Consider the following 20,360-nt stretch of genomic DNA (forward strand, 5'->3'; position numbering starts at 1 on the left):
GGGGGGTTCGGGCGCTACGCGCCCTCAACCCGCGCGCAAAAACGTGGGCGAAAAAGGCGCGAATCGCTCCACGATTCGCGGGAAACCGCGCGCCGTCGGCGCGCGGTATGCTTGTCTGCTGTTCTCTTGTCTTCGCTTCGCTGTGGGACCGCCTCATTCACTTGCTTGTGCCCGCAGTCGGTCGATTCGGTTCCCCAGCGGCGGCGATTGCGAGAGCGGGTTCGGCACGCGTCGACGGGATGGGTCCATATCGTGGACAGCGGCATACCGTTCGAGGGCGTCCGCAACGGCGTCCGGGCCGACCCGTTCGGCCGCGTAGTCGTCGGCCGCTCGGACGCCGCGGCGGGTGGCCCACAGGCTCACGACGACAACTCCGAGGCTCACGCCGACGAGCGGCCACAGCGGGCCGATATCGGCCAGTGCCGCAAACAGTGGGACAAGTGTGAGGAGCAGTCCGCCGACGACCCTGGCAAGCACTCGGGCCTGCTGGCGGCCGGCCTGGACCGTGAGGAGCGCCGTCGCTGTCTCGTCGTCGAACACATCGAGGAACGTGCTCGTCACGAAGAGCCGACGATACCCGGGCGGTCCGCGGACGGTCACGTTCGCGGTCCCCTCCTGTTCGGTGTCGAGAATCCGTACGTCACGGACCGTCAGGCCCGCGCGTTGCTGGAGGCGGTCCAGCGTCTCCATCGTCGACTCGTCCGGCTTATCGGCTGACCGCACGAGCGGGATGAGCCAGGGAGCCATGACCTGAACGGCGACGATGAGGACGGCAACGAGGGACAGCAGTGCGAGCGGCGACAGGCCGGTCTCAAGCGGGACGGTGATGACCGCCGCGAAAACGGAGAGTCCGAGCACGTACCGTCCCATCCGGATGACCGCCCGCCCCGTCGAGAGTTCGATGTCACGGACGCTGCGGACGCCCGGAACCGTCGGCGTGTAGGCGGTCAGCCCGACGACGCCGGCGGCGAGCAGTTCGGTGAACGTCGCCAGCACTGCTCCGACTATTCCGGCTTGCCCACCGACCACCGCGTAGCCGAGTCCGAGCAGTCGAAAAACGACGTACGACAGCAGCGCGAACGGGAGTATGACACCGAGGTATAGCTGCCGATACCTGGCGACGGGGTTCGAGAGCCGTCGCGCGACCGCGTTCCCGACTGCGCCGAGGATTATGCCAACGACGGCGAGGGTTCCGAAGGCGAGCAACGCCGCGCCTATCGATACCGGGGCTGACTGGAGGGCGTACACATACGAGACGCTTCGCCGTCACACAAAAAACGTAGCGTTCCCCTGCCACCGACTGTCACGACTGGGGATGCCCCGTATTTAGGTTTCCTGACACCGAACCGCATTGGCGTTTCAGCCTGCCGACGGGGCCGCATTGACATTCGCGGGGATGGACTCCTTCTCGTGGAATCTGTGGGGCGCGATTCGCGGCGAGCAGTACACGAATGGATCGACGACCTGTACGACCGCTTTCTGCCGTAGCGCGTGACGACCAAACGGACGGTTTCTTATACGTGCCCCTGCTGAGTCTCCCACAATGAGCCGAGATACTCAGGAGGTGAGCGGGCGATGAGCGACTCGACCGACGAGGTACGGTCCTACACAGTTCGGCTGGAACTGGTCGACGAACCGGGCGAACTGCTGCGGGCGCTTGAGCCCATCGCCAACAACGGCGGGAACCTCCTCTCTATCTTCCACGAGCGGGGGAACGTGACCCCGCGGGGCCACATCCCCGTGGAGGTCGATCTGGAGGCGACCCCCGAGCGGTTCGACGACATCGTCGACGCACTCCGGGACGCGGGCATCAACGTCATCCAGGCCGGGGCCGAGCAATACAGCGAGGCGCTGACGATTATCCTCACCGGCCACCTGGTCAACACAGACCTCTCTGATACGCTCTCGCGGATTCACGAGTCGACTGATGCGACCGTTACCGATCTCTCGCTGTCGGCACCGGAGGGGACCGATGACGCCTCCAGCGCGCGCATTCGACTGGCGACCGAAGAAGGGGCAGTCACCGAGACGATGTCCGCGATCCGCACTGTCGCAGGCGACAAGGACCTCCGCGTGATTGAACCGCTCGCCGCGGGAGGTGAGGCATGAGACTCGCCGTCATCGGTGCCGGCGCGGTCGGGTCCAGCGTCGTCGAATTGGCGAGCGACCACGGTCACTCTGTCACTGCGTTTGCCGACTCTAGCAGCGCCGTCATCGACAGCGCCGGTATCGACGCCGCCGAGGCGCTCGACCGCAAGCGAATCGATGGTGTCGTCGGAAGCGGTACACCGGAGGACGCGCTTTCGGCCGAGTACGATGTGCTTGTCGAGGCAACGCCGACGACGCTCGGCGACGCCGAGCCGGGCTTCAGTCACGTCCAGGCCGCACTCGAACGGGACCGCCACGCCGTGCTGGCGAACAAAGGGCCGGTCGCCGAGCGCTACGCCGACGTTCGCGCGCTCGAACGCGAGAGCGAGGGGAGCGTGCTGTTCGAGGCGACTGTCGGCGGTGCGATGCCGATCCTCTCGACCATCGACGACTTCGACCCGAGCCACATCACCGCTGTCCGCGGCGTGCTCAACGGCACGGCGAACTTCATCCTCTCGCGGATGGCCACCGAAGGCCTCGATTACGAGCACGTTCTCGCGGAAGCACAGGACCTCGGTGTCGCCGAGGCTGACCCGACCTTCGACGTGGACGGCACCGACGCGGCGCTGAAAGGCGTCATCATCGCAAACGTCCTATCCGATGACGGGACGGAGTACACGCTTGAGGACGCCGAGGTCGAGGGGATTCAGGAGATTTCCGGCAGCGCGCTCGAACTCGCGCGGGCGGACGGCCGGACCGTTCGGCTCATCGCCGAGGTCGTTGAGGGATCTGTCCGCGTCGGCCCGCGACTCGTCCCGGACAACGCGCCGCTTGCCGTTTCCGGGACGCGGAACATCGCGCAACTGGAGACCGAACACGCCGGCCAGCTCAACATCTCCGGTCGCGGTGCCGGCGGTCCGGAGACGGCAAGCGCTGTGCTTGCTGACATCGGCCGACTGTAGCGCTCTATCGCCTTTTGACGGACTGTGTCGTCTGCTACGGTCACAGTTCCTCCTATGCCTATTTAAATCATAGATAATTTCTTGATAGAAGGTATTATTACATGCTATTTTGTAGTTATTTCTATGTCAACACAATCGATGTCTGCGAGTACAGGTGCGGAAGACGACGATGTCGTGTTCGGTCTCTCGGCAAACGTCGCCGCGGCAGTCGCCTACCTGTTGCCTCTCGGTGTCATTTTCCTGCTCGTCGAGGACGACAACGAGTTCGTGCGGTTCAACGCGGCCCAGAGTGTGGCCTACACGCTCGGGCTGTACCTGTTCCGGTATGCAATCAGCTTCGTCCTCGGACTGCTGCCCGGCTTCGTCTCCCTGCTCGTCGCGCCGTTCCTGATGCTATTCAACCTCGCGATTCTCGTCGGCCTCGTGTACATGGCCTACCAGGCCTTCTCCGGCGAACTGTTCGAGGCTCCAGTGTTCGGTGACATGGCTCACTCGCTGGAAGAATCAGTTTAACGCGCGGTCTGTTTTCTCGAATCTGTGGAATCAGTGTGCACATAGACACACCTACTTGTTAGGACCCGCTCGGCCGGTCGTCGGACGCCCCTAGCTAGGTGACACCTACCCATGACATGGCGTGCCGAATCGCAAGAAAGCGACGGCCTGACGCTTACACGCTTTCGAAATCGTTTTATGAACCACCAGCTAATAAACCCGATACAGCGCCTCTGCGCGTGAGAGATAACAATGAGCGACGAACAACACCAGAACCTGGCCATTATCGGCCACGTCGACCACGGGAAGAGCACGCTCGTCGGCCGACTCCTGTACGAGACAGGATCGGTACCGGAGCACGTCATCGAACAGCACAAGGAAGAGGCCGAGGAGAAAGGCAAGGGCGGCTTCGAGTTCGCCTACGTCATGGACAACCTCGCCGAAGAGCGTGAGCGCGGTGTCACCATCGACATCGCCCACCAGGAGTTCAGCACCGACGCCTACGATTTCACCATCGTGGACTGTCCTGGTCACCGCGACTTCGTGAAGAACATGATTACCGGCGCGAGCCAGGCCGACAACGCCGTCCTGGTCGTCGCCGCCGACGACGGCGTCCAGCCGCAGACTCAGGAACACGTGTTCCTGGCCCGCACCCTGGGCATCGGCGAACTCATCGTCGGTGTCAACAAGATGGACCTCGTCGACTACGGCGAGTCCGAGTACAAGCAGGTCGTCGAAGAGGTCAAGGACCTCCTCACCCAGGTCCGCTTCGACTCCGAGAACGCCAAGTTCATCCCGCTCTCGGCGTTCGAGGGCGACAACGTCGCCAGCGAGTCCGAGCACACGGACTGGTACGACGGCGAAATCCTGCTGGAAGCACTCAACAACCTGCCGGCCCCGGAGCCGCCGACGGACGCGCCGCTCCGACTGCCGATTCAGGACGTGTACACCATCTCCGGCATCGGTACGGTCCCGGTCGGCCGTGTCGAGACGGGTATCCTGAACACGGGCGACAACGTCAGCTTCCAGCCGTCTGATGTCTCCGGTGAAGTGAAGACCGTCGAGATGCACCACGAGGAAGTCCCGAAGGCCGAGCCCGGTGACAACGTCGGGTTCAACGTCCGCGGCGTCGGCAAGGACGACATCCGACGCGGTGACGTTTGTGGTCCGGCCGATGACCCGCCATCGGTCGCCGAGACCTTCCAGGCCCAGATCGTCGTGATGCAGCACCCCTCGGTCATCACCGAAGGGTACACGCCGGTCTTCCACGCCCACACGGCACAGGTCGCCTGTACTGTCGAATCCATCGACAAGAAGATCGACCCGTCCTCCGGCGAGGTCGCCGAGGAGAACCCCGACTTCATCCAGAACGGGGACGCTGCCGTCGTGACGGTCCGCCCACAGAAGCCACTCAGCATCGAGCCGTCCTCCGAGATTCCGGAACTGGGCTCGTTCGCCATCCGCGACATGGGTCAGACCATCGCCGCCGGCAAAGTCCTCAGCGTCAACGAGCGATAACGTATGTCCCAGCAGGCACGCGTTCGGCTCGCGGGCACAAGCCCCGAGGACCTCGACGACATCTGCGCCGACGTGCGGGAGATCGCGAACAAGACCGGTGTCGAACTCTCCGGTCCGGTTCCGCTCCCCACCAAGACGCTTGAGGTTCCCACCCGCAAGTCCCCCGACGGCGAGGGGACTGCAACGTGGGAACACTGGGAGATGCGCGTCCACAAGCGGCTCATCGATATCGACGCCGACGAACGGGCACTGCGCCAGCTGATGCGCATCCAGGTTCCCAACGACGTCTCCATCGAAATCGTCCTCGAGGACTGAGCCTCGGGGGCTGTCGCTTCGCGACAGCGTCGTTGCGTAGCCCGTCCGAACCGCTGGCCGGGACAGTGTGAATCGCTATCGAAGCCGCTCTCACGCGCAGGGTTTTTACAACTCCGCGTTCGAGTGGCAGACCACGCGGGCTCGTAGATCAGTGGCAGATCGCTTCCTTCGCAAGGAAGAGGCCCCGGGTTCAAATCCCGGCGAGTCCATCCCGTTTCTTCGGTGTTCCGAATGAGGCCCTGAGCCACGGCTCGAAACTGCTGCAAGACCGACCACAATCCCAGGAACCGTTACACAGAGCGGTTACAGCCTGCGGGCGGTCCCTGCAACCACACCGACGTTCTGTTGGGTGGCGCAGTTGGCTCAGTTGTCGGCTGCGTCAGAAAAACTGGAACAGATCGTCGCGCTGGGCCTCGTGGAGGTGGTGCCGGACGGCCTCGTTCAGTGGTTCGATTGAGCCACGTTTCGCGCTGATCGGTGCGATAGTCTCCTGCCACTGCTGCCACGGTGGGTGGAGGCCGAGACGGTCACAGAGTTCGTTCAGCCGCTCCTCTTCGTTCTCGACCTTGTCCATCTTGTTGACGGCGACAACCGGCTCGACGCCGACCTCCCGGAGGAAGTGAAACATCTCCACGTCGTGGGGGATTTCGTCGGGGCCGGAGTGGCGGTCGATGATGTCGATGACCGATTTGCCGTCGACGACGAGGATACCGACGAGGATCTTCTCGGCGTTCCGCTCGACGTACCGGACTACGTCGGTCTTGATCTCCTCCCGGACTTCCTCGGGCACGCCTTTCATGTAGCCGAAGCCAGGGAGGTCACTGATGACGAAGTCGGCGCTGGCCCAGTCGAAGTGGTTGGGCGAGCGCGTGACCCCGGGGCGCTGGCCCGTATCGAACGTATGGCCCGTGATCTCTCGCATCAACGTCGATTTCCCGACGTTGGACCGGCCGACGAGTACTATCTCGGCGTCCCGGTCGGGTCGTGATTCGAACATATCCCCTGTACTCCGCCGGCGGGGAAAAGCGCGTCCGTTTCGGAGGCAGTGTCTCGCGGGCCTTGTGACTAGCCGCCTTTTTCCCGTCGGCGCTCTCACCGGAAGCCGTGCGGCTGGTACAGCTACTGATTCCGACGGGCAAGCGCGACGCCGTTCTGGGCGTGCTGGCCGATGAGGGCATCGACTACGTGCTCACCGACGAGACGAGCGGCCGGGAGTTTACCGCTGTGGTTACCTTCCCGGTCCCGACGAACGCGCTCGAACCGGTCCTCGAAGAGTTGCGGAACGTCGGCATCAACGATGGCGGCTATACGGTCGTGATGGATGCAAACACCGTCATCTCCAGCCAGTTCGACGAGCTAGAGGAGAAATACGCCGAGGAGGAAGACGAAGACCGCATCGCCCGGGAGGAACTCACCTCGAAGGCGAAGGACCTCGCCCCCTCGCTGTCGAACTACGCGCTCATGACCGTCATCAGCGCGATTATCGCGACAGCGGGGTTGTTGCTCGACTCGCCGGCCGTCGTCGTCGGGTCGATGGTCATCGCGCCGCTCATCGGCCCGGCGATGACCGCCAACGTCGGCACCGTCGTCGACGACCACGAGATGTTCGTCCGTGGCGTCAAACTCCAGGCTATCGGGCTCGGACTCGCCGTGGCAAGCGCAACCGTATTTGCTCTGCTCGTCCGGTACGCCAACGTCATTCCGCCGCTTGCCGACGTGACCTCAGTCGGTCAGATCCGCGAGCGGGTCGCCCCCGACTTCCTCTCGCTGATCGTCGCCCTCGGCGCTGGCGCGGCCGGCGTCGTCAGCCTCACCAGCGGCGTCTCGACGGCGCTCGTCGGCGTCATGATCGCTGTCGCACTCATCCCACCGGCGGCGACGGTCGGTATTGGCATCGCCTGGGGCCAACCGCTCGTCAGTCTCGGCTCTACCGTCCTCCTGCTAGTGAACGTCCTCTCCATCAACCTCGCGGTGCTCGTCGGGCTCTGGTACCAGGGCTACCGCCCGGAACACTGGTTCCGGGAGAGCGACGCCCGGTCGGCGACTATCAAGCGGATCGGCGTCCTCGCCCTGTCGATACTCGTCCTGTCGGCGTTTCTCGGCGGTGTCACCTTCGACTCCTACCAACAGGCGACGACAGAGTCGGACATCCGCGAGGGCATCGAAGGGAGCGTCGACCCGCCGGCCCGCGTGCTGTCGGTCGAGGTCGAATCCACCAATACCGCGATTTTCCAGCAGCCCCGCCGAGTCGTCGTCACCGTCGGCCTACCGCCGGACGCAGAGCGACCGACGCTCGTCGACCAACTCGATGCCGTGGCCGATGACGCGGCTGGCAGAGACGTTGCGACGGAAATCCACTACGTCACCATCGAACGGAGCAGCTGACGCTCAAAACCGAGTTTGAACGTACGATGACATAAATACCACCGGGTGTGTTGCAGTGCATATGGTTTCACGACCACTCGCAATTGCTGGCGTACTGGTACTGTTCGTTGCTGGCGGCGTCGGGTTCGCACTCGCGGATACCGGGGCTGTCGCGCCGTCAACTAACTCGACCGTGAGCGTCAACGCCGACGCGACCGTCGAACGCGCGCCCGACCGCGCAACCGTCACCGTGGCTGCGGTCGGCCGCGGCGAGACGGCCGAAGCGGCACGCAACAACCTCACCGGCGACGCCGACGCCATCACGTCGGCGCTGGAAGACGAGGGTGCGAACGTGACCTCCTCGCGGTTCCAGATCCGTCCGGAGTACGAGGAGACCCGAGAGGGCCGCGAACAGGTCGGCTACGTGGCGATTCACACCGTCGAAGCCGAAACGAGTGACGTTGAAGCCGCCGGGACGCTCATCGACGCCGCGGTCGACGCCGGCGCGGACCGCGTCGAGGGCGTGCGCTACTCGCTGAGCGAGGAGACCCGACAGGAGGCCCGCGAGGAAGCGCTGACGACCGCGATGGACAACGCTCGGACGGACGCTGAAGTCGTCGCCGCTGCGGAGGACCGGTCCATCGGTGACGCCGTCACGATTCAGACCAGCAACCACGGACGCCCCGTCGTGTACGCGGAAGCGATGGCCGCCGACGCCGGCGGGCGGACGACCATCCAACCCGGACAGGTCACCGTTGATGCCTCCGTGAGCGTCACGTACGAACTAGAGTAAGGCGGTCGTACTCCGGAGACGTATCGGTCGCGTTCGGGTTTTTTGCTGCAGTGATTCGTGACTGCAGTCTTCGAGACGCCTCCCGGTGGTAACCGCAATCCTCGCGGGTCGCTGTGCTCCCCGCTCGGAGTCTTCGAGACGCCTCCCGATGGTCGGCGTCTCGCTATGTCTCGCTATTCTTCGTCAAACGGCAGTTCAATCTCGTAACCCACTGCGTCAATAGCGGCCTGTAACACGCCGTCGACGTTGTCGTTCTCGGTGACGCTCATGTAGTAGTCGGCCTCCACGTCCGTCGAGAGGTCGCTCTTGTTTGCGATTGTCAACACCGGCACGTCAAAGCGGGCTTCGATGTCGTTGCGCAGTTCCAGTTGGTCCGCGAGCGGATAGCCACATTCGCCGCTGGGATCGATGAACACGAGGACGGCGTCGGCGAGGTGTTCGAGCGCGCTCACCGCCTGTGACTCGATTTCGTTGCGGTCCTCCGGCGGGCGGTCGAGCAGGCCGGGGGTGTCGACGAGCTGGTAGCGGATGCGCTGGTCCTCGAAGTGGCCGACGCGGATCTGTGTCGTCGTGAACGGATACGATGCGATCTCGTTGTCAGCGCGGGTGACGCGGTTGACAAAGGACGACTTGCCGACGTTGGGGTAGCCGGCGACCACAATCGCTGGCTCGTCCGGTCGGATGTCGGGGATGTCTTTGAGGGCGTTGTGCGCCGTCGAAATGGCAGCAAGATTGTCTTCGACCTCCTCGACAACGTCGGCGATACGGGCAAAGGCCTGCTTGCGGAGTTTCCGGGCGGTGTCGATGTCGCCGCGGGCGACGCGGCTCTCGTACTCCTGGCGGATCTCGACGACCTTGTCGGCGGCCCACGAAACCTCTGCGAGGTGCTGTTTCAGCGCGTCGATACCGGGGTCGTCGTCTGCGGGATAGGCCTCGCCGATGACCGCATCGGCGAGTTCGATATAGAAGGGGTCCAGGTCGTCGATCGTCGGCCACGCCGTCACCACGTTCTCCATGTTGTCGGAGGCGATGTTCGAGGCCGTCATCAGCATCGACTGCTGGGCTTCGTTCCCGTCCTTGGCCCCGCCGGCGCGCGACGCCCGCGAGAAGGCTTTGTCCACGAGCTCCTCGGCGGTAGGCGTCGTCGGCAGACCCTCGAAGGGATGACTCATTACGCCACTGTAGACGGCCGGAGCGTAAAAGCGCGTTCAATCGTCCCCCCAAACTGTTGCGAGACACGTTTTTGGGCGTCCCGGCCACAGAACCGGTATGGCTCACATCGACGCCGGCGAGATTCTCCCCAACGACCACGTCCAGCAAATGGCCGCCGAGGGCCGCGTCACGCAGATGCACCGGGGCCACCAGTACGCCGACGAGGGCGATACCTTCGAAATCGACGGCACCGAGTTCGAGGTGACGGATGTGACCCACCGGACGCTTGGCGACATGACCGACGAGGACGCACAGCGTGAGGGGTCAGCGGACCTCGACGCGTACAAGGAACGCATGGAGAAAGTCCACGGCAGCTTCGAGTGGGACGACGACAGCGAGGTCGTCCGCCACCGGTTCGAGCCGGTCGAGGAATAACCGCGGCCACCCCGTCAGGGCGCGACCGAAGTTTCACGTCGTTACAGTATTCCACTGCATCAACGACTAACTCCCGCCGAGTCGCCTGTCACCGCGTCTCAGACAACCCTTATGAGAGATAGTAACCAATAGTAACTACATGACTGAGACGATGACAACGTCGAAAGCGGACGATCCGGAGCGAGAACACCTCTCGGATGTCGACGACGGCTGTGGCTGTACCGAGATCTGGGAACACATGAGCGACGCCCGCGACGCGGACGGCGAGTAAGGCCCTATTCTTCCGACACCACGTCGACGCCGGTGAATTCGAAGCGTGCGCCGCCGCTGTCGCTTTCGGTGAGTGTGACCGTCCACCCGTGAGCGCTCGCTATCTGTGAGACGATTGAGAGGCCGAACCCGGTGCCGTCACCGGCCGTCGAGTAGCCGCTTTCGAACACCGTCTCCCGGTCGGCCTCGGGGATCCCCGGGCCGTCGTCTGAGACGGCGAACCCGCCCGGAATATCGCTCACCGTTATTGTCACGCCCGGACTGCCGTTTTCTACGGCATCGCCGGACAGCGCCCGACTGCCCGTGGAACTGTGTTCCACGGCGTTTCGGAGCAGGTTCTCCAGCAACTGCTTGAGTCGCGTCATGTCGGCCTGTAGCCTTCGGTCGGTATCGACTACCAGCGCTGCGTCGCCGGTATCGACGACCTCCCAGCAGTCCCTGACAGCCGTCGCCAGTGACACCGTTTCTGTCTCCGCGATGGTGTCGCCGGTCCGGGCCAGCAACAGGAGGTCGTCTATCAGCGCCTGCATCCGGTCGAGTGCCTGCTCTATCGCAGCGATGCTGTCGTCGTCATGGCGTTGTTTCAGCGCTTCCAGTCGACCGATAGCGACGTTCAGCGGGTTGCGGAGGTCGTGGCTGACGACCGTCGCGAACTGTTCCAGCCGGTCGTTTTGCGTCGACAGCTCCTGTTCACGGTCTCGGAGCTGTTCGTCGCGCTCGACAGCAGCGAGGGCGGCTTCCATGTTTGCCGCCAGAATCCGCCCGGCGACGATATCTGTCTCGGTAAAGGCGTCGACGGTCGTCGATGCGGCGATGAGGATGCCGTACTCCCCGAGTGGGAGGTACAGCTCGCTACGTATCGGCGTCTCGCGGTTCTGTACGTCGTCGTCCCCTCGCACGTCGGGAACTGCGGTCGCCTCGCCGCTCTCGTACACTCGCCAGGCGATGCTGTCGCCCGGCCCGAGCGTTGGGAGGTCACCGACGAGTGTCCGGATCGACGCGGTCGCGGCGACGGGTTCCAGACGCCCGTCGTCGTCGATAAGGTGAACGGCGTTCGCGTCGAGTCCGATGATTTCGGCGGCGGCGTTGACGCCGATGCCGGCGACCTTGTTGGGGACTTCCGCGGCCATCAACTGTCGCGTGGCCTCGTGCAACGCTTCTAGACGCCGCTCGCGTTCGTTGGTCCCGTCGCGGCTGCTGATGACCGACACCGTGCCGTCCGCGCCGTTCCACGTCACGTCACACGCGGTGACGCTGGCCTGCACCCTGTTGTCAGCGAGCGTTCGTATCGTCCGGTCGACCTGGGCAGCGGTTCGCTCCCCTTCGAGAACGGCCTGGACGGGGTCGGTCCCGCTCTCGGCCGGTCCCTCGATGAGGTCGGCCAGTGGCCGGTCACAGAGATCGGCGCTGTCTGCTGCGCCGAAAAACGCCACCGCCGCCGGATTCGCGTACGCGACGGTGCCGGTCACGCTGATGAGAACCGCATCGCTTGCTGCACTGAGAATCCGCTTCGTCTGGCTCTGTGCGTCGTCAGCCGCCGCTTTCGCTCGCACTCGTTCGACCGCGTTCCGGGCCCGTCGTGCGAGCACGGCGTACTGCTGGGTTCCGCGCGTCTTCTGGATGTAGTCGGTGACACCGGCCGCGATTGCTTCGCTTGCGACCTCCTCGCTTCCCTGGCTGGTGAAAAGCAGGAAGGGCAGGTCCGGGTCTCTGGCGCGGACCGTCTCCAGAAACGCTATCCCGTCGATGTCCGGCATGTGGTAGTCGCTGATGACACAGTCCACGTCGTGGTCGTCCAGATACGCTAGTCCCTCTGTGGCGCTCGTGACGCCGGTGGCCGCAATCGCCTCCTCGTTGCGTTCGAGATGTGTCGCGATCAGGTCGGCAAATGACGGTTCGTCATCGACACAGAGAACACTAATACCCGACACACCGGTGCCCATACCATCGCTCAGAACTGAAGGGGTGTATAATTACCGCAGGCGGAGCGTCCCTATCGCCGTTCGGCCAGTTCGTCCCGCAAATCCGCCACGTCCATGTCCTTCATCGACAGCAGGACCAGCAGGTGATAGACGATGTCGGCCGACTCGTGGGCCAGTTCCTCGGTGTCGTCGTCCTTGGCCGCAAGAATCAGCTCCGTCGTCTCCTCGCCGAGTTTCTCCAGCACGGCGTTTTCGCCCTTCTCGTGGGTGAACAGCGACGCCGTGTAGGAGTCCTCGGGGAGGTTCGCCTTGCGGTCCTCGATGACAGCGAACAGTTCGTCGATCACGTCGCCGGTGTCGTCGCTCATAGCCGCCGTTCGGTGAGCGGGGCCTTCAGGCCGTCGCTACGACTCCACCGAGTCGAAAAACGCCAGGTCGTGGATGCGCGGGTCCTCGGTCAGTTCGGGGTGAAACGACGTGCCGACGACCGGGCCATCCCGGACCGCGACCGGGCGGTCGTCCCACGTCGCCAGTACCTCCACGTCCGGGCCGACGTAGTCGATGACCGGTGCGCGGATGAACACGGCCGGGAACGGGTCGTCGAGGCCTTCCACGTCCAGTGGGGCCTCGAAGCTGTCTTTCTGTCGCCCGAAGGCGTTGCGCTCGACCGAGACATCAATGACGTTCAGCGTGTCGACGCGGTCGTCCTGTGCGTCGGTTGCACTGACGATAAGGCCGGCACACGTCGCCAGCACCGGCTTGCCGGCCTCGACGTGGGCCTCGATTTCGTCGGCGATCCCCTCCCGGTGGATGAGCCGCGAGATAGTGGTGGATTCTCCGCCCGGGAGCAACAGCACGTCGCAGTCGGGGACCAGCCCGGACTCGCGTATCTCGACGACCTCTGCGGTCTGGTCGTGGGCCGCTGCCGCCCGCTCTATCGCCGCCCCGTGTTCAGAGACATCGCCCTGAACCGCGAGTACACCCGCGCGTAGTGTCATACCATCCCGTTAGTGAGCCGGTGCGAAAAGCCTCTCGTCTCCTGCAAGTGTCCGATGCGTGCTCGGATGCAGTCGAACCAAACGGTTAGGTGAGACGCGATGCAGACGTGCGGTATGGGAAAGCGACGGCAGGACCCCGTCGAAGTGAACGCGGACGGGTCGGCGGACCTCTACGAGATATCGGACTGGGAGACTAGGTCGACGCTGGACCGGTTCGCCCACTGGCTCTACCACATCGGGATACGCACGCTGCGGTATCTAGTCGTCGTCGTGGCCATTTTGATCCTCGTCGCACAGCTCCTTTTCGGGAGCCTCGGCGCGCTCGGCAACCAACCCCTGTTTGCCGGGATGGCGATCCTCTCGGCCATCCCGGCGCTCGGTCTCGCGGCCTACATCTACTACGCCGACGTGACCACGCAGGAACCGCTGACGCTGCTTGTCGGGACGTTCCTGCTGGGCGTGCTGTTTGCCGGCTTTGCTGGCATTCTCAATGGGCTCTTTGGCGCACCGATCCAGGCTATCGGCTCTGGGTTCGGCCTGGTCCCGTTTCTCGGCCAGGTATTCTTCTTCTTCCTCATCGTCGGTCCCGTCGAGGAAACGGTCAAGCTGCTGGCGGTGCGCCTGTACGCCTTCCGCGACAACCGCTTCGACGCCGTCGTCGACGGCGCGGTGTACGGGGCCGTCGCCGGCCTGGGCTTTGCGACCATCGAGAACGCGCTGTACATCACCCAGAACACCGAGATGGTCGGCGGGACGGTACAGTTGCTCGCCGCGAGCAGCGACATCACCGCAGTCCGGGCGCTCGCGGGGCCGGGCCACGTCATCTACTCGGCTTTCGCCGGCTACTACCTCGGGCTGGCGAAGTTCAATCCCGAGGACGCCGGCCCCATTGTCCTGAAAGGGCTACTCATCGCCTCGCTCATCCACGCCGTCTACAACACGCTGTCCAGCCCGGTGACGGCTATCCTGGCTGGCATCTACAACGTCGACTTCCTCGTCGCCTTCTTCGGGTTCGTCATCGTGTACGACTCCATCTTCGGCCTGTTGCTGCTAAAGAAAATCGACGCCTACCGGCAGGCGTATCACCGCGCCCACGAGGACCAGGACGAGACCAGAATCCACTCGGAACAGACAGAATTCGACCCTTAGACCAACTGCTCGACGTATTTTGCGACCACGTCGACCTCCAGATGCACCGGGTCGCCGACCGACTTCTCCGACAGCGTCGTCTCGGCGTACGTCGTCGGGATGATCGCCACGTCGAAGGCGTCCTCACGACGGTCGGCGACGGTCAGACTGATGCCGTCGACCGTTATCGACCCCTTCCCAACGAGGTAGTCCCGGTGCGCTTCGGGCAGCGAGAACGTGAACGTCCAGTCGTCTCCTTCCTGTTCGATACCGACGATTTCGGCCGTCGTGTCGACGTGGCCCTGGACGATGTGGCCGTCGAACCGCCCGTCGGCGGGCATCGCCCGCTCTAGGTTCACCTGGTCACCGCCGTCAAGGTCCCCTAGGAACGTCCGAGCGAGGGTCTCCTGGGCCAGAAACACCTCGAACCACTCCCCGTCGGCCGCGTTCTCGACGGTGAGACAGACGCCGCTGACGCTGATCGACTGGCCGTGGTCGAGTCCCTCGAACGGCGCGCCGATGCGCATCCGACGCCCGCCCTCGTCGTCAATAACCGCTTGCACCTCGCCGGTCGTCTCGACGATTCCGGTGAACATATCCCGGATACGGCGCGGCCCGCGGAAAGCGCTTTGCTTCCCGACAGCGGTATTATGTACTCGCAACCGAGTAATTAATTTCCATACACTATTCGGAAGGAATTTACACCTGCCGCCGGTATCCCGGTGTATGGCAGTCACGCCCGACGCAGACCACGACTGGGCCACACGTCATGCACGAACGGACCCAGCCGAAACCGGCCGAATCGTCGAGGTGTCCGACGAACGCACGGACTGGGACGTGCGACACGCCGAAACGAAAGGCCGCAGTTAGCGCTGGAGGACTTCGACGCCGACCAGTTGTGCGCCGGTCAGCGCCCGGATGTAGGCCCCGCCCGCGATAGAGACGTGGCCGAACTCGTCTTCTTCCATCCCATACATCTCGATAGCCCGCGAGGTGTCGCCGCCGCCGACGACGGAGAAACAGTCGGTGTCGGCGATGGCTTCGAGTACGCCAGCAGTCCCGACCGAGAAGCGTTCGTCTTCGAACATCCCCAGCGCCCCCTTCACGAAGACGGCCTCGGAATCGCGGATAATCGGGGAGTACTCCATGACTGTCTCGCTCCCAACGTCGAGGTAGGAGACGGTCTTCTCCTCGATGTCGTCGACAGCCTGCTCGGCACGGTCGCCGTCGTCGTCCTCGTAGGCCAGGTCGACCGCGAGCGTGATCTGGTCGCGGTGGTCTTCGAGCATGGACTCGATCTTTTCGCTGTTTTGCTCCCACTGTTCGTCGTAGAGGTTTGCGTCGTCGATGTCGTAGCCGACCGGGTAGCCCGCGGCCCGCAGGAACAACTCCCCAGCGATACCGCCCAGCAGGAAGTCGTCGACCTTCTCGTCGAGATGGGTCATCACGTCGATGACATCGGTGGCTTTCGTCCCGCCGACGACCATCGTCACCTGCCCGTCGAACTCCTTCTCGGCGATGGCGGTGTTGGCCTCGTACTCGGTTTCCATCACGCGGCCGGCGTAGGCGTCCATCACCAGCGGGAAGCCGACAAGCGAGGCGTGTGAGCGGTGGGCCGCGGAGTAGGCGTCGTTGATGTAGGCGTCGAACTCGTCTTTGAGGGTCTGGACGAACTCCGTCTGTGATTTGACCTCCGGGTCTTCTTCGGGGAGTTCGTCGTCACACATCCGCGTGTTCTCCAGGACGAGCACGTCGCCGCTGTCGAGGTCGGCGATGTCGTGAATCGCCTGTGGCCCGTAGGTCTCGTCGACGAAGTCCACGTCGTGGTCGATGTGCTCGGCGAGGATGTCCGCGTGCTGGGACAGCGAGACGAAATCATTGCGGCCCGGGCGACCCTGGTGGGCCAGTACCGCAATCTCGAACCCGCGGTCAACGAGTTCGCTGATCGTTTCGGCGTGGCGGTCGAACCGTCGGTTGTCCTGTACCGTGCCGTCCTCTACCGGTGAGTTGAGGTCGAGCCGGACGAGGACGCGCTGTCCGTCGTCGAGGTCATCAAGCGTCTGGAAAGTCATCACTCGGGAGGATACCTGCCGGCCGCTTAACGGTTTCCGAGTCCGAACAGCGGGCGGTTCCGCCGGCCCGTCGCATCGCTATACGGCTGTCTCCTGACCGCACATTCAGAGAGAGGGAGAGAAGGGATGGGGTGGGAGTGGTGTGGGGGTGGGGATACCTCGTCCGCTGTGTGCAACCGTCACCGGGTCACGGGATGACGGCTGCGGATACGGCTGACTGCGCCGACACACAGAGCCAGCCCCGTGTGGGGGTGGTTCGCACTCTGTGTGTACTACACAATCCGTTAACAACCATTATAAACTTTTCTGGCGTTGCCAGCAGTTTCCCGGCGAAACGGCCGAACGGCGCTTACTCGGTGATGTACTCGGCCACGTCGAGCATCCGGTTCGAGAAGCCGTACTCGTTGTCGTACCAGGTGAGGATCTTCGTCTGCCCGTTGACGACGTTTGTCGAGGCGAGGTCGACCTGCGTGGAGTACGGGTCACCGAGGATATCGGAGGAGACGAGCTCATCGTTCGTGACGCCGAGCACGCCTTCGAGTTCGCCGTTTGCGGCCGCTTCGAAGGCGGCGTTGACATCGCTCTCTGTCACGTCTTCGTCGAGGTCGACGACGAACTCCGTGATCGAGCCGTTCGGGACCGGCACACGGATCGCCATCCCGTCGAGCTTGCCCTCTAGCTGGGGCAGGACCTCGGTGGTCGCCTGCGCAGCACCGGTCGAGGTCGGGATGATGTTCTCGGCGGCCGCGCGGCGACGGCGGGGCTTGCCGTTCGGGCCGTCCATCAGGTTCTGGGAGCCGGTGTAGGCGTGGACGGTCGTCAGCTGGCCGACGTTGATGCCGAACTCCTCATCGAGGACCTTTGCGACCGGCGTGATGGAGTTGGTCGTACAGGAGGCGTTCGAGACGACCTTCTCGCCGTCGTACTCGTCGTGGTTGACGCCGTAGACGATCTGCTTGACCGGCTCGTCGCCCTTCGGCGGCGCGGAGATGAGGACCTTGTCAGCGCCCGCATCGAGGTGCTGGCTCGCGTCCTCTTTCGTGCGGAAGATGCCGGTCGCCTCGAAGGCTACGTCCACGTCGAGGTCGTCCCACGGGAGCTGTGTCGGGTCGGTCTCGTGGAAGATGCCCGCCTCGAAGTCGGTGCCCTCGACCGTGAGGACGCCGTCGTCGACGCTTGCGCCTTCGAGTTCGCCCATGACGGTGTCGTACTGGGCGAAGTAGTCGATCTCCGAATCGTCCATCACGTCGTTGATGCCGACGATTTCAACGTTGTCGTTTTCTAACGATGCGCGGAACACGTTCCGGCCGATACGGCCGAAGCCGTTGAGGCCGACACGAACTGGCTCACTCATTGGTGTCTAGAGAGGCAGTCGGTCAGTGTAAAGTGTTTTCGGATTTGTTGTAAATTTGTGTTTGTTTATGCGTGTTCGAGCACGAATGATTATTGGTGATAGTGACTGCGCGCCCTTGCTGGCACCGACGGGGCAGGTACTGAGTTGGTCCGAAGGCTTTTGAAACGGACGACCGTACCCACCGGTAGGAATGAGACGCGATGACAGTGACGACCCGTTCGACGAGTTCTTCCGGGAAATAGAGCGGATGATGGACGAGATGATGGGGGCCGAGGGCGATGTCCACATCGACCGGGACACCGGTGGCGGTGGGGCCGACCTCCACGTCGATGTCCACGAAACCGACGAGGAGATCCGAGTCGTCGCCGACGTACCGGGCGTCGACAAGGACGCAATCGACCTCAAATGTGACGGCACTGTCCTCACAATCAACGCCGAGAGCCCGGAGCGAGAGTACCACGAACGACTGACGCTGCCGACCCGCGTCGACGAACATTCCGCCGCCGCGACGTACAACAACGGCATCCTCGAAGTCACCTTCGACCCCGAAGAGGACTCCGCCGACATCGAACTGTAAGCGGCCCACTGGTCCCCGTTTCCGCCCTCCCCATGCCATCTCGTCCGGCCGACGACCGTCTCAGCTGGCAGTTTGACCCGCTTGAGCCGCGACCACTCAGGTACTGTGTCTACGTGACATTTGCGCCGTTGCTCGGGGCCGTGCTCGGTGCACTCATCTTGCTTGTCAGTCTCGTTCCAGCGCTGTTTGACAACCCCGCCCTGCTCGCACTCGTCGCGTTGCTTGCGCTCGTCGGCGGGCCGATGTCGCTGCTGTATCTCTGGCCGATACTCACGGACCCCGACCAGCGGGCCGGAATAGGCCCGCCGACGTTTCTTATGGCCCTGCACCCCGTTGGGCTCGGGGTGGCTGCAGTCGGCGGTCTGGCCCTCCATCTGCTTGTCTCCCTGGCCGTCGGCTACGGTCCCTGGCTGGTGCTCGGCGTCAGTCTCGGGGTGGGACTCCCGGCCCTCTCGCTGCTGTCGGGAGCCGGGTCCATCGACCCCGACACGCTCGAACTCACGCAGCGTCGGGGGCGTGACCGCCCGTTTACTGGCACCCGGACAGTCGACATGACGACCTGGGCCGGACTTCGCCAGTATCAGCTTGGCTCGTTCACACTGTTGTGGCCGTCGTATGCACAGGGTGCCGCGACGAGAGGCCCCCGGGTAATTCTGCTGCCGAAATCGGTTGCCGCCGCCGCTGCCGACGCGTTCGACCGCGCCGTCGCCGCACCCGACCCGGAGCGGACCCGTCCAGCGAACCCGCTCGTGGCAGCGATACTCGGACTCTTCGGCGGTGGCTGTCTCGTGACCGGCGTCGCACTCCCGCGGCTCGTCGCGCTCCCGCGGGGCACCGACATCTGGATACTGAGCGTCTGTGCCGTGTTCGGGCTCCTGTTTCTCTCGCTTGCATGGCGCGAACGCTGAAGTGTTACTGCTCCGCCGTTTGCCGTATCAGCGCCGCAAGGTCGTCCCAGAAGCCGTCCTCGTACTTCGTCGCCGAGTCGATGGTCGGGCGGGCGTTCGTCTCGTTGACGACAGCGCGGTCCTCGGTCACCAGCAGGTCCACGCCCAGGTACGGAATGTCCAGTTCGTCAGCCGCGTCCTCGGCCAGTTTGCGCAACTCTGTCGGCAGTTCTTGCCCCTCGGCCTCGGCCCCGCGGTGGACGTTGTGCTTCCAGCGCCCTCGCTCGCGGCTCGATTCGGGGAGGCGGCGCTCGACCGCGCCGACGTACTCGCCGTCGACGACCATCACGCGGTAGTCGGCGGCGTCGGGGAGGTACTCCTGAACGAGAAACGACCGGTCGCCGACCGCGCGGTAGTCGTGGACCAGGTCCAGATAATCGACGATGCCGAGAAACGAATCCAGGTCATGGGCCGTCGTCACGCCGACGCCGCGGGTCGTCGAGTTCGGCTTCACGACCACCGGCGGGTCGAACCGCTCGAAGGCCGCCGTCAGTTCGGCCTCACTCGCCGGGTTCGACACGACGACGGTTTCGGGGACCGGAATGTCCGCACGCCCGAGGTGCGCGAGCACATCAGCCTTGTTCCGCGAGCGGAGGATAGCCTCGCGGTCGTTGACCCACGGCACGTCCAGCATGGCGTCGGCGACCGCTCCCTCCATGATTCGGGAGGGATAGACGAAGCCCACGTCGTACTCGTCGAAGGGACTCTCCGCAAGCGGCAGCGTCCGCTCGTCTGTTTCGACGTGGCCCACCTCGATGTCCCGGGCCGCCAGTGGGGCCTGCATCCGCTCGTAGGTCTCGGCGTTCGTGGCGACGGCCAGCCTGTGCATAGCTTGCAGTTGTCTTGGAGCGATAAAACACGCTCGCAGCCGCCCCGTGATGGTCGAACAGCTGCTGTACGCGGACTTACTACAGTCCCATCCACAAAATAGGGGTATTATATGAATATTTGAGCAAGAATTACGAATAATACT

23 protein-coding genes and 1 tRNA gene are annotated in these 20,360 nt (G+C 63.9%); 14 read left to right on the plus strand and 10 right to left on the minus strand.

Annotated features, from left to right (window positions below):
• Nucleotides 1-153 precede the first annotated feature (153 nt).
• Nucleotides 154-1,248, minus strand: a complete 1,095-nt coding sequence (locus tag Harman_RS09570; protein WP_235007184.1) for a peptidase — start codon at nucleotides 1,246-1,248, stop codon at nucleotides 154-156.
• A gap of 327 nt (nucleotides 1,249-1,575) precedes the next feature.
• Here Harman_RS09570 and Harman_RS09575 point away from each other — a divergent pair, with 327 nt between their 5' ends.
• From Harman_RS09575 to Harman_RS09600, 6 genes are all read left to right on the plus strand, one after another.
• The gene (locus Harman_RS09575; RefSeq protein WP_137683562.1) at nucleotides 1,576-2,109 is read left to right on the plus strand and encodes an amino acid-binding protein; all 534 of its coding nucleotides are present in this window, start codon (nucleotides 1,576-1,578) and stop codon (nucleotides 2,107-2,109) included.
• A complete protein-coding gene (locus tag Harman_RS09580; protein WP_137683563.1) occupies nucleotides 2,106-3,050 on the plus strand; it encodes a homoserine dehydrogenase in 945 nt (314 codons plus the stop codon). Before Harman_RS09575 ends, Harman_RS09580 begins: the two co-directional genes overlap by 4 nt.
• A 123-nt stretch (nucleotides 3,051-3,173) precedes the next feature.
• Nucleotides 3,174-3,563 carry a DUF4870 domain-containing protein gene (locus Harman_RS09585; RefSeq protein ID WP_137683564.1) on the plus strand — a complete coding sequence of 130 codons (390 nt, stop codon included), beginning with the start codon at nucleotides 3,174-3,176 and terminating at the stop codon, nucleotides 3,561-3,563.
• Nucleotides 3,564-3,794: 231 nt separating this feature from the next.
• Nucleotides 3,795-5,060, plus strand: a complete 1,266-nt coding sequence (gene tuf, locus Harman_RS09590) for a translation elongation factor EF-1 subunit alpha (RefSeq protein WP_137683565.1) — start codon at nucleotides 3,795-3,797, stop codon at nucleotides 5,058-5,060.
• 3 nt (nucleotides 5,061-5,063) lie between these two features.
• On the plus strand, nucleotides 5,064-5,375 hold the full coding sequence (rpsJ, locus tag Harman_RS09595; protein WP_004515425.1) for a 30S ribosomal protein S10: 312 nt from the start codon (nucleotides 5,064-5,066) through the stop codon (nucleotides 5,373-5,375).
• A gap of 137 nt (nucleotides 5,376-5,512) precedes the next feature.
• Nucleotides 5,513-5,584: transfer RNA gene (locus Harman_RS09600), tRNA-Ala, on the plus strand.
• A 170-nt stretch (nucleotides 5,585-5,754) separates the two neighbouring features.
• Here Harman_RS09600 and engB read toward each other — a convergent pair.
• Nucleotides 5,755-6,372, minus strand: a complete 618-nt coding sequence (gene engB / locus Harman_RS09605; protein WP_137683566.1) for a GTP-binding protein EngB — start codon at nucleotides 6,370-6,372, stop codon at nucleotides 5,755-5,757.
• A gap of 107 nt (nucleotides 6,373-6,479) precedes the next feature.
• Here engB and Harman_RS09610 point away from each other — a divergent pair, with 107 nt between their 5' ends.
• Both Harman_RS09610 and Harman_RS09615 read left to right on the plus strand, forming a co-directional pair.
• Nucleotides 6,480-7,760 carry a TIGR00341 family protein gene (locus Harman_RS09610; RefSeq protein WP_137683567.1) on the plus strand — a complete coding sequence of 427 codons (1,281 nt, stop codon included), beginning with the start codon at nucleotides 6,480-6,482 and terminating at the stop codon, nucleotides 7,758-7,760.
• Nucleotides 7,761-7,821: 61 nt separating this feature from the next.
• Nucleotides 7,822-8,532 (plus strand): SIMPL domain-containing protein, encoded by a 711-nt coding sequence (locus Harman_RS09615; RefSeq protein ID WP_137683568.1) that lies wholly within the window; start codon nucleotides 7,822-7,824, stop codon nucleotides 8,530-8,532.
• Between the two features lie 173 nt (nucleotides 8,533-8,705).
• Here the strand turns inward: Harman_RS09615 and Harman_RS09620 are convergent, their stop codons facing one another.
• A complete protein-coding gene (locus Harman_RS09620; RefSeq protein WP_137683569.1) occupies nucleotides 8,706-9,704 on the minus strand; it encodes an NOG1 family protein in 999 nt (332 codons plus the stop codon).
• A 97-nt stretch (nucleotides 9,705-9,801) separates the two neighbouring features.
• Between Harman_RS09620 and Harman_RS09625 the strand changes: the two genes are divergently transcribed.
• Complete coding sequence (locus Harman_RS09625; protein WP_137683570.1) at nucleotides 9,802-10,119, plus strand: ASCH domain-containing protein; 318 nt, start codon at nucleotides 9,802-9,804, stop codon at nucleotides 10,117-10,119.
• Between the two features lie 139 nt (nucleotides 10,120-10,258).
• Entirely contained in the window at nucleotides 10,259-10,390 is a 132-nt protein-coding gene (locus Harman_RS21960; RefSeq protein WP_268812798.1) for a hypothetical protein, read from the plus strand.
• A 4-nt stretch (nucleotides 10,391-10,394) separates the two neighbouring features.
• On the opposite strand, the gene Harman_RS09630 is transcribed toward Harman_RS21960, so the two are convergent.
• Genes Harman_RS09630 through pdxT form a run of 3 tightly spaced genes read right to left on the minus strand, consistent with a single transcriptional unit; the run spans nucleotide 10,395 to nucleotide 13,309 of the window.
• Nucleotides 10,395-12,332 (minus strand): response regulator, encoded by a 1,938-nt coding sequence (locus Harman_RS09630; protein ID WP_137683571.1) that lies wholly within the window; start codon nucleotides 12,330-12,332, stop codon nucleotides 10,395-10,397.
• 50 nt (nucleotides 12,333-12,382) lie between these two features.
• Complete coding sequence (hisE, locus tag Harman_RS09635; RefSeq protein WP_137683572.1) at nucleotides 12,383-12,679, minus strand: phosphoribosyl-ATP diphosphatase; 297 nt, start codon at nucleotides 12,677-12,679, stop codon at nucleotides 12,383-12,385.
• 36 nt (nucleotides 12,680-12,715) lie between these two features.
• Nucleotides 12,716-13,309, minus strand: a complete 594-nt coding sequence (gene pdxT / locus Harman_RS09640; protein ID WP_137683573.1) for a pyridoxal 5'-phosphate synthase glutaminase subunit PdxT — start codon at nucleotides 13,307-13,309, stop codon at nucleotides 12,716-12,718.
• Between the two features lie 114 nt (nucleotides 13,310-13,423).
• Between pdxT and Harman_RS09645 the strand changes: the two genes are divergently transcribed.
• On the plus strand, nucleotides 13,424-14,458 hold the full coding sequence (locus Harman_RS09645; protein WP_137683574.1) for a PrsW family intramembrane metalloprotease: 1,035 nt from the start codon (nucleotides 13,424-13,426) through the stop codon (nucleotides 14,456-14,458).
• On the opposite strand, the gene Harman_RS09650 is transcribed toward Harman_RS09645, so the two are convergent.
• On the minus strand, nucleotides 14,455-15,033 hold the full coding sequence (locus Harman_RS09650) for a riboflavin synthase (RefSeq protein ID WP_137683575.1): 579 nt from the start codon (nucleotides 15,031-15,033) through the stop codon (nucleotides 14,455-14,457). The two genes, Harman_RS09645 and Harman_RS09650, sit on opposite strands and share 4 nt — an antisense overlap.
• Nucleotides 15,034-15,163: 130 nt before the next feature.
• On the opposite strand from Harman_RS09650, the gene Harman_RS21505 reads away from it, so the two are divergent.
• Nucleotides 15,164-15,307, plus strand: coding sequence for a hypothetical protein (locus Harman_RS21505; protein ID WP_200830870.1), 144 nt, complete (start codon nucleotides 15,164-15,166; stop codon nucleotides 15,305-15,307).
• On the opposite strand, the gene Harman_RS09655 is transcribed toward Harman_RS21505, so the two are convergent.
• Both Harman_RS09655 and gap read right to left on the minus strand, forming a co-directional pair.
• Nucleotides 15,304-16,509, minus strand: a complete 1,206-nt coding sequence (locus tag Harman_RS09655; RefSeq protein WP_137683576.1) for a phosphoglycerate kinase — start codon at nucleotides 16,507-16,509, stop codon at nucleotides 15,304-15,306. The genes Harman_RS21505 and Harman_RS09655 overlap by 4 nt on opposite strands.
• Nucleotides 16,510-16,858: 349 nt before the next feature.
• Nucleotides 16,859-17,863, minus strand: coding sequence for a type I glyceraldehyde-3-phosphate dehydrogenase (gap, locus tag Harman_RS09660; protein WP_137683577.1), 1,005 nt, complete (start codon nucleotides 17,861-17,863; stop codon nucleotides 16,859-16,861).
• A 190-nt stretch (nucleotides 17,864-18,053) separates the two neighbouring features.
• Here gap and Harman_RS09665 point away from each other — a divergent pair, with 190 nt between their 5' ends.
• Together Harman_RS09665 and Harman_RS09670 are read left to right on the plus strand one after the other, a co-directional pair.
• Nucleotides 18,054-18,440 carry an Hsp20/alpha crystallin family protein gene (locus Harman_RS09665; protein ID WP_004590910.1) on the plus strand — a complete coding sequence of 129 codons (387 nt, stop codon included), beginning with the start codon at nucleotides 18,054-18,056 and terminating at the stop codon, nucleotides 18,438-18,440.
• A 32-nt stretch (nucleotides 18,441-18,472) separates the two neighbouring features.
• Complete coding sequence (locus Harman_RS09670; RefSeq protein ID WP_137683578.1) at nucleotides 18,473-19,348, plus strand: hypothetical protein; 876 nt, start codon at nucleotides 18,473-18,475, stop codon at nucleotides 19,346-19,348.
• A 4-nt stretch (nucleotides 19,349-19,352) separates the two neighbouring features.
• Here Harman_RS09670 and Harman_RS09675 read toward each other — a convergent pair whose 3' ends face one another.
• On the minus strand, nucleotides 19,353-20,216 hold the full coding sequence (locus tag Harman_RS09675; RefSeq protein ID WP_137683579.1) for an ATP-grasp domain-containing protein: 864 nt from the start codon (nucleotides 20,214-20,216) through the stop codon (nucleotides 19,353-19,355).
• Nucleotides 20,217-20,360 lie beyond the last annotated feature (144 nt).

Origin of the sequence: Haloarcula mannanilytica (genome assembly GCF_005406125.1) — an archaeon.
GTDB classification, from domain to species: Archaea; Halobacteriota; Halobacteria; order Halobacteriales; family Haloarculaceae; genus Haloarcula; species Haloarcula mannanilytica.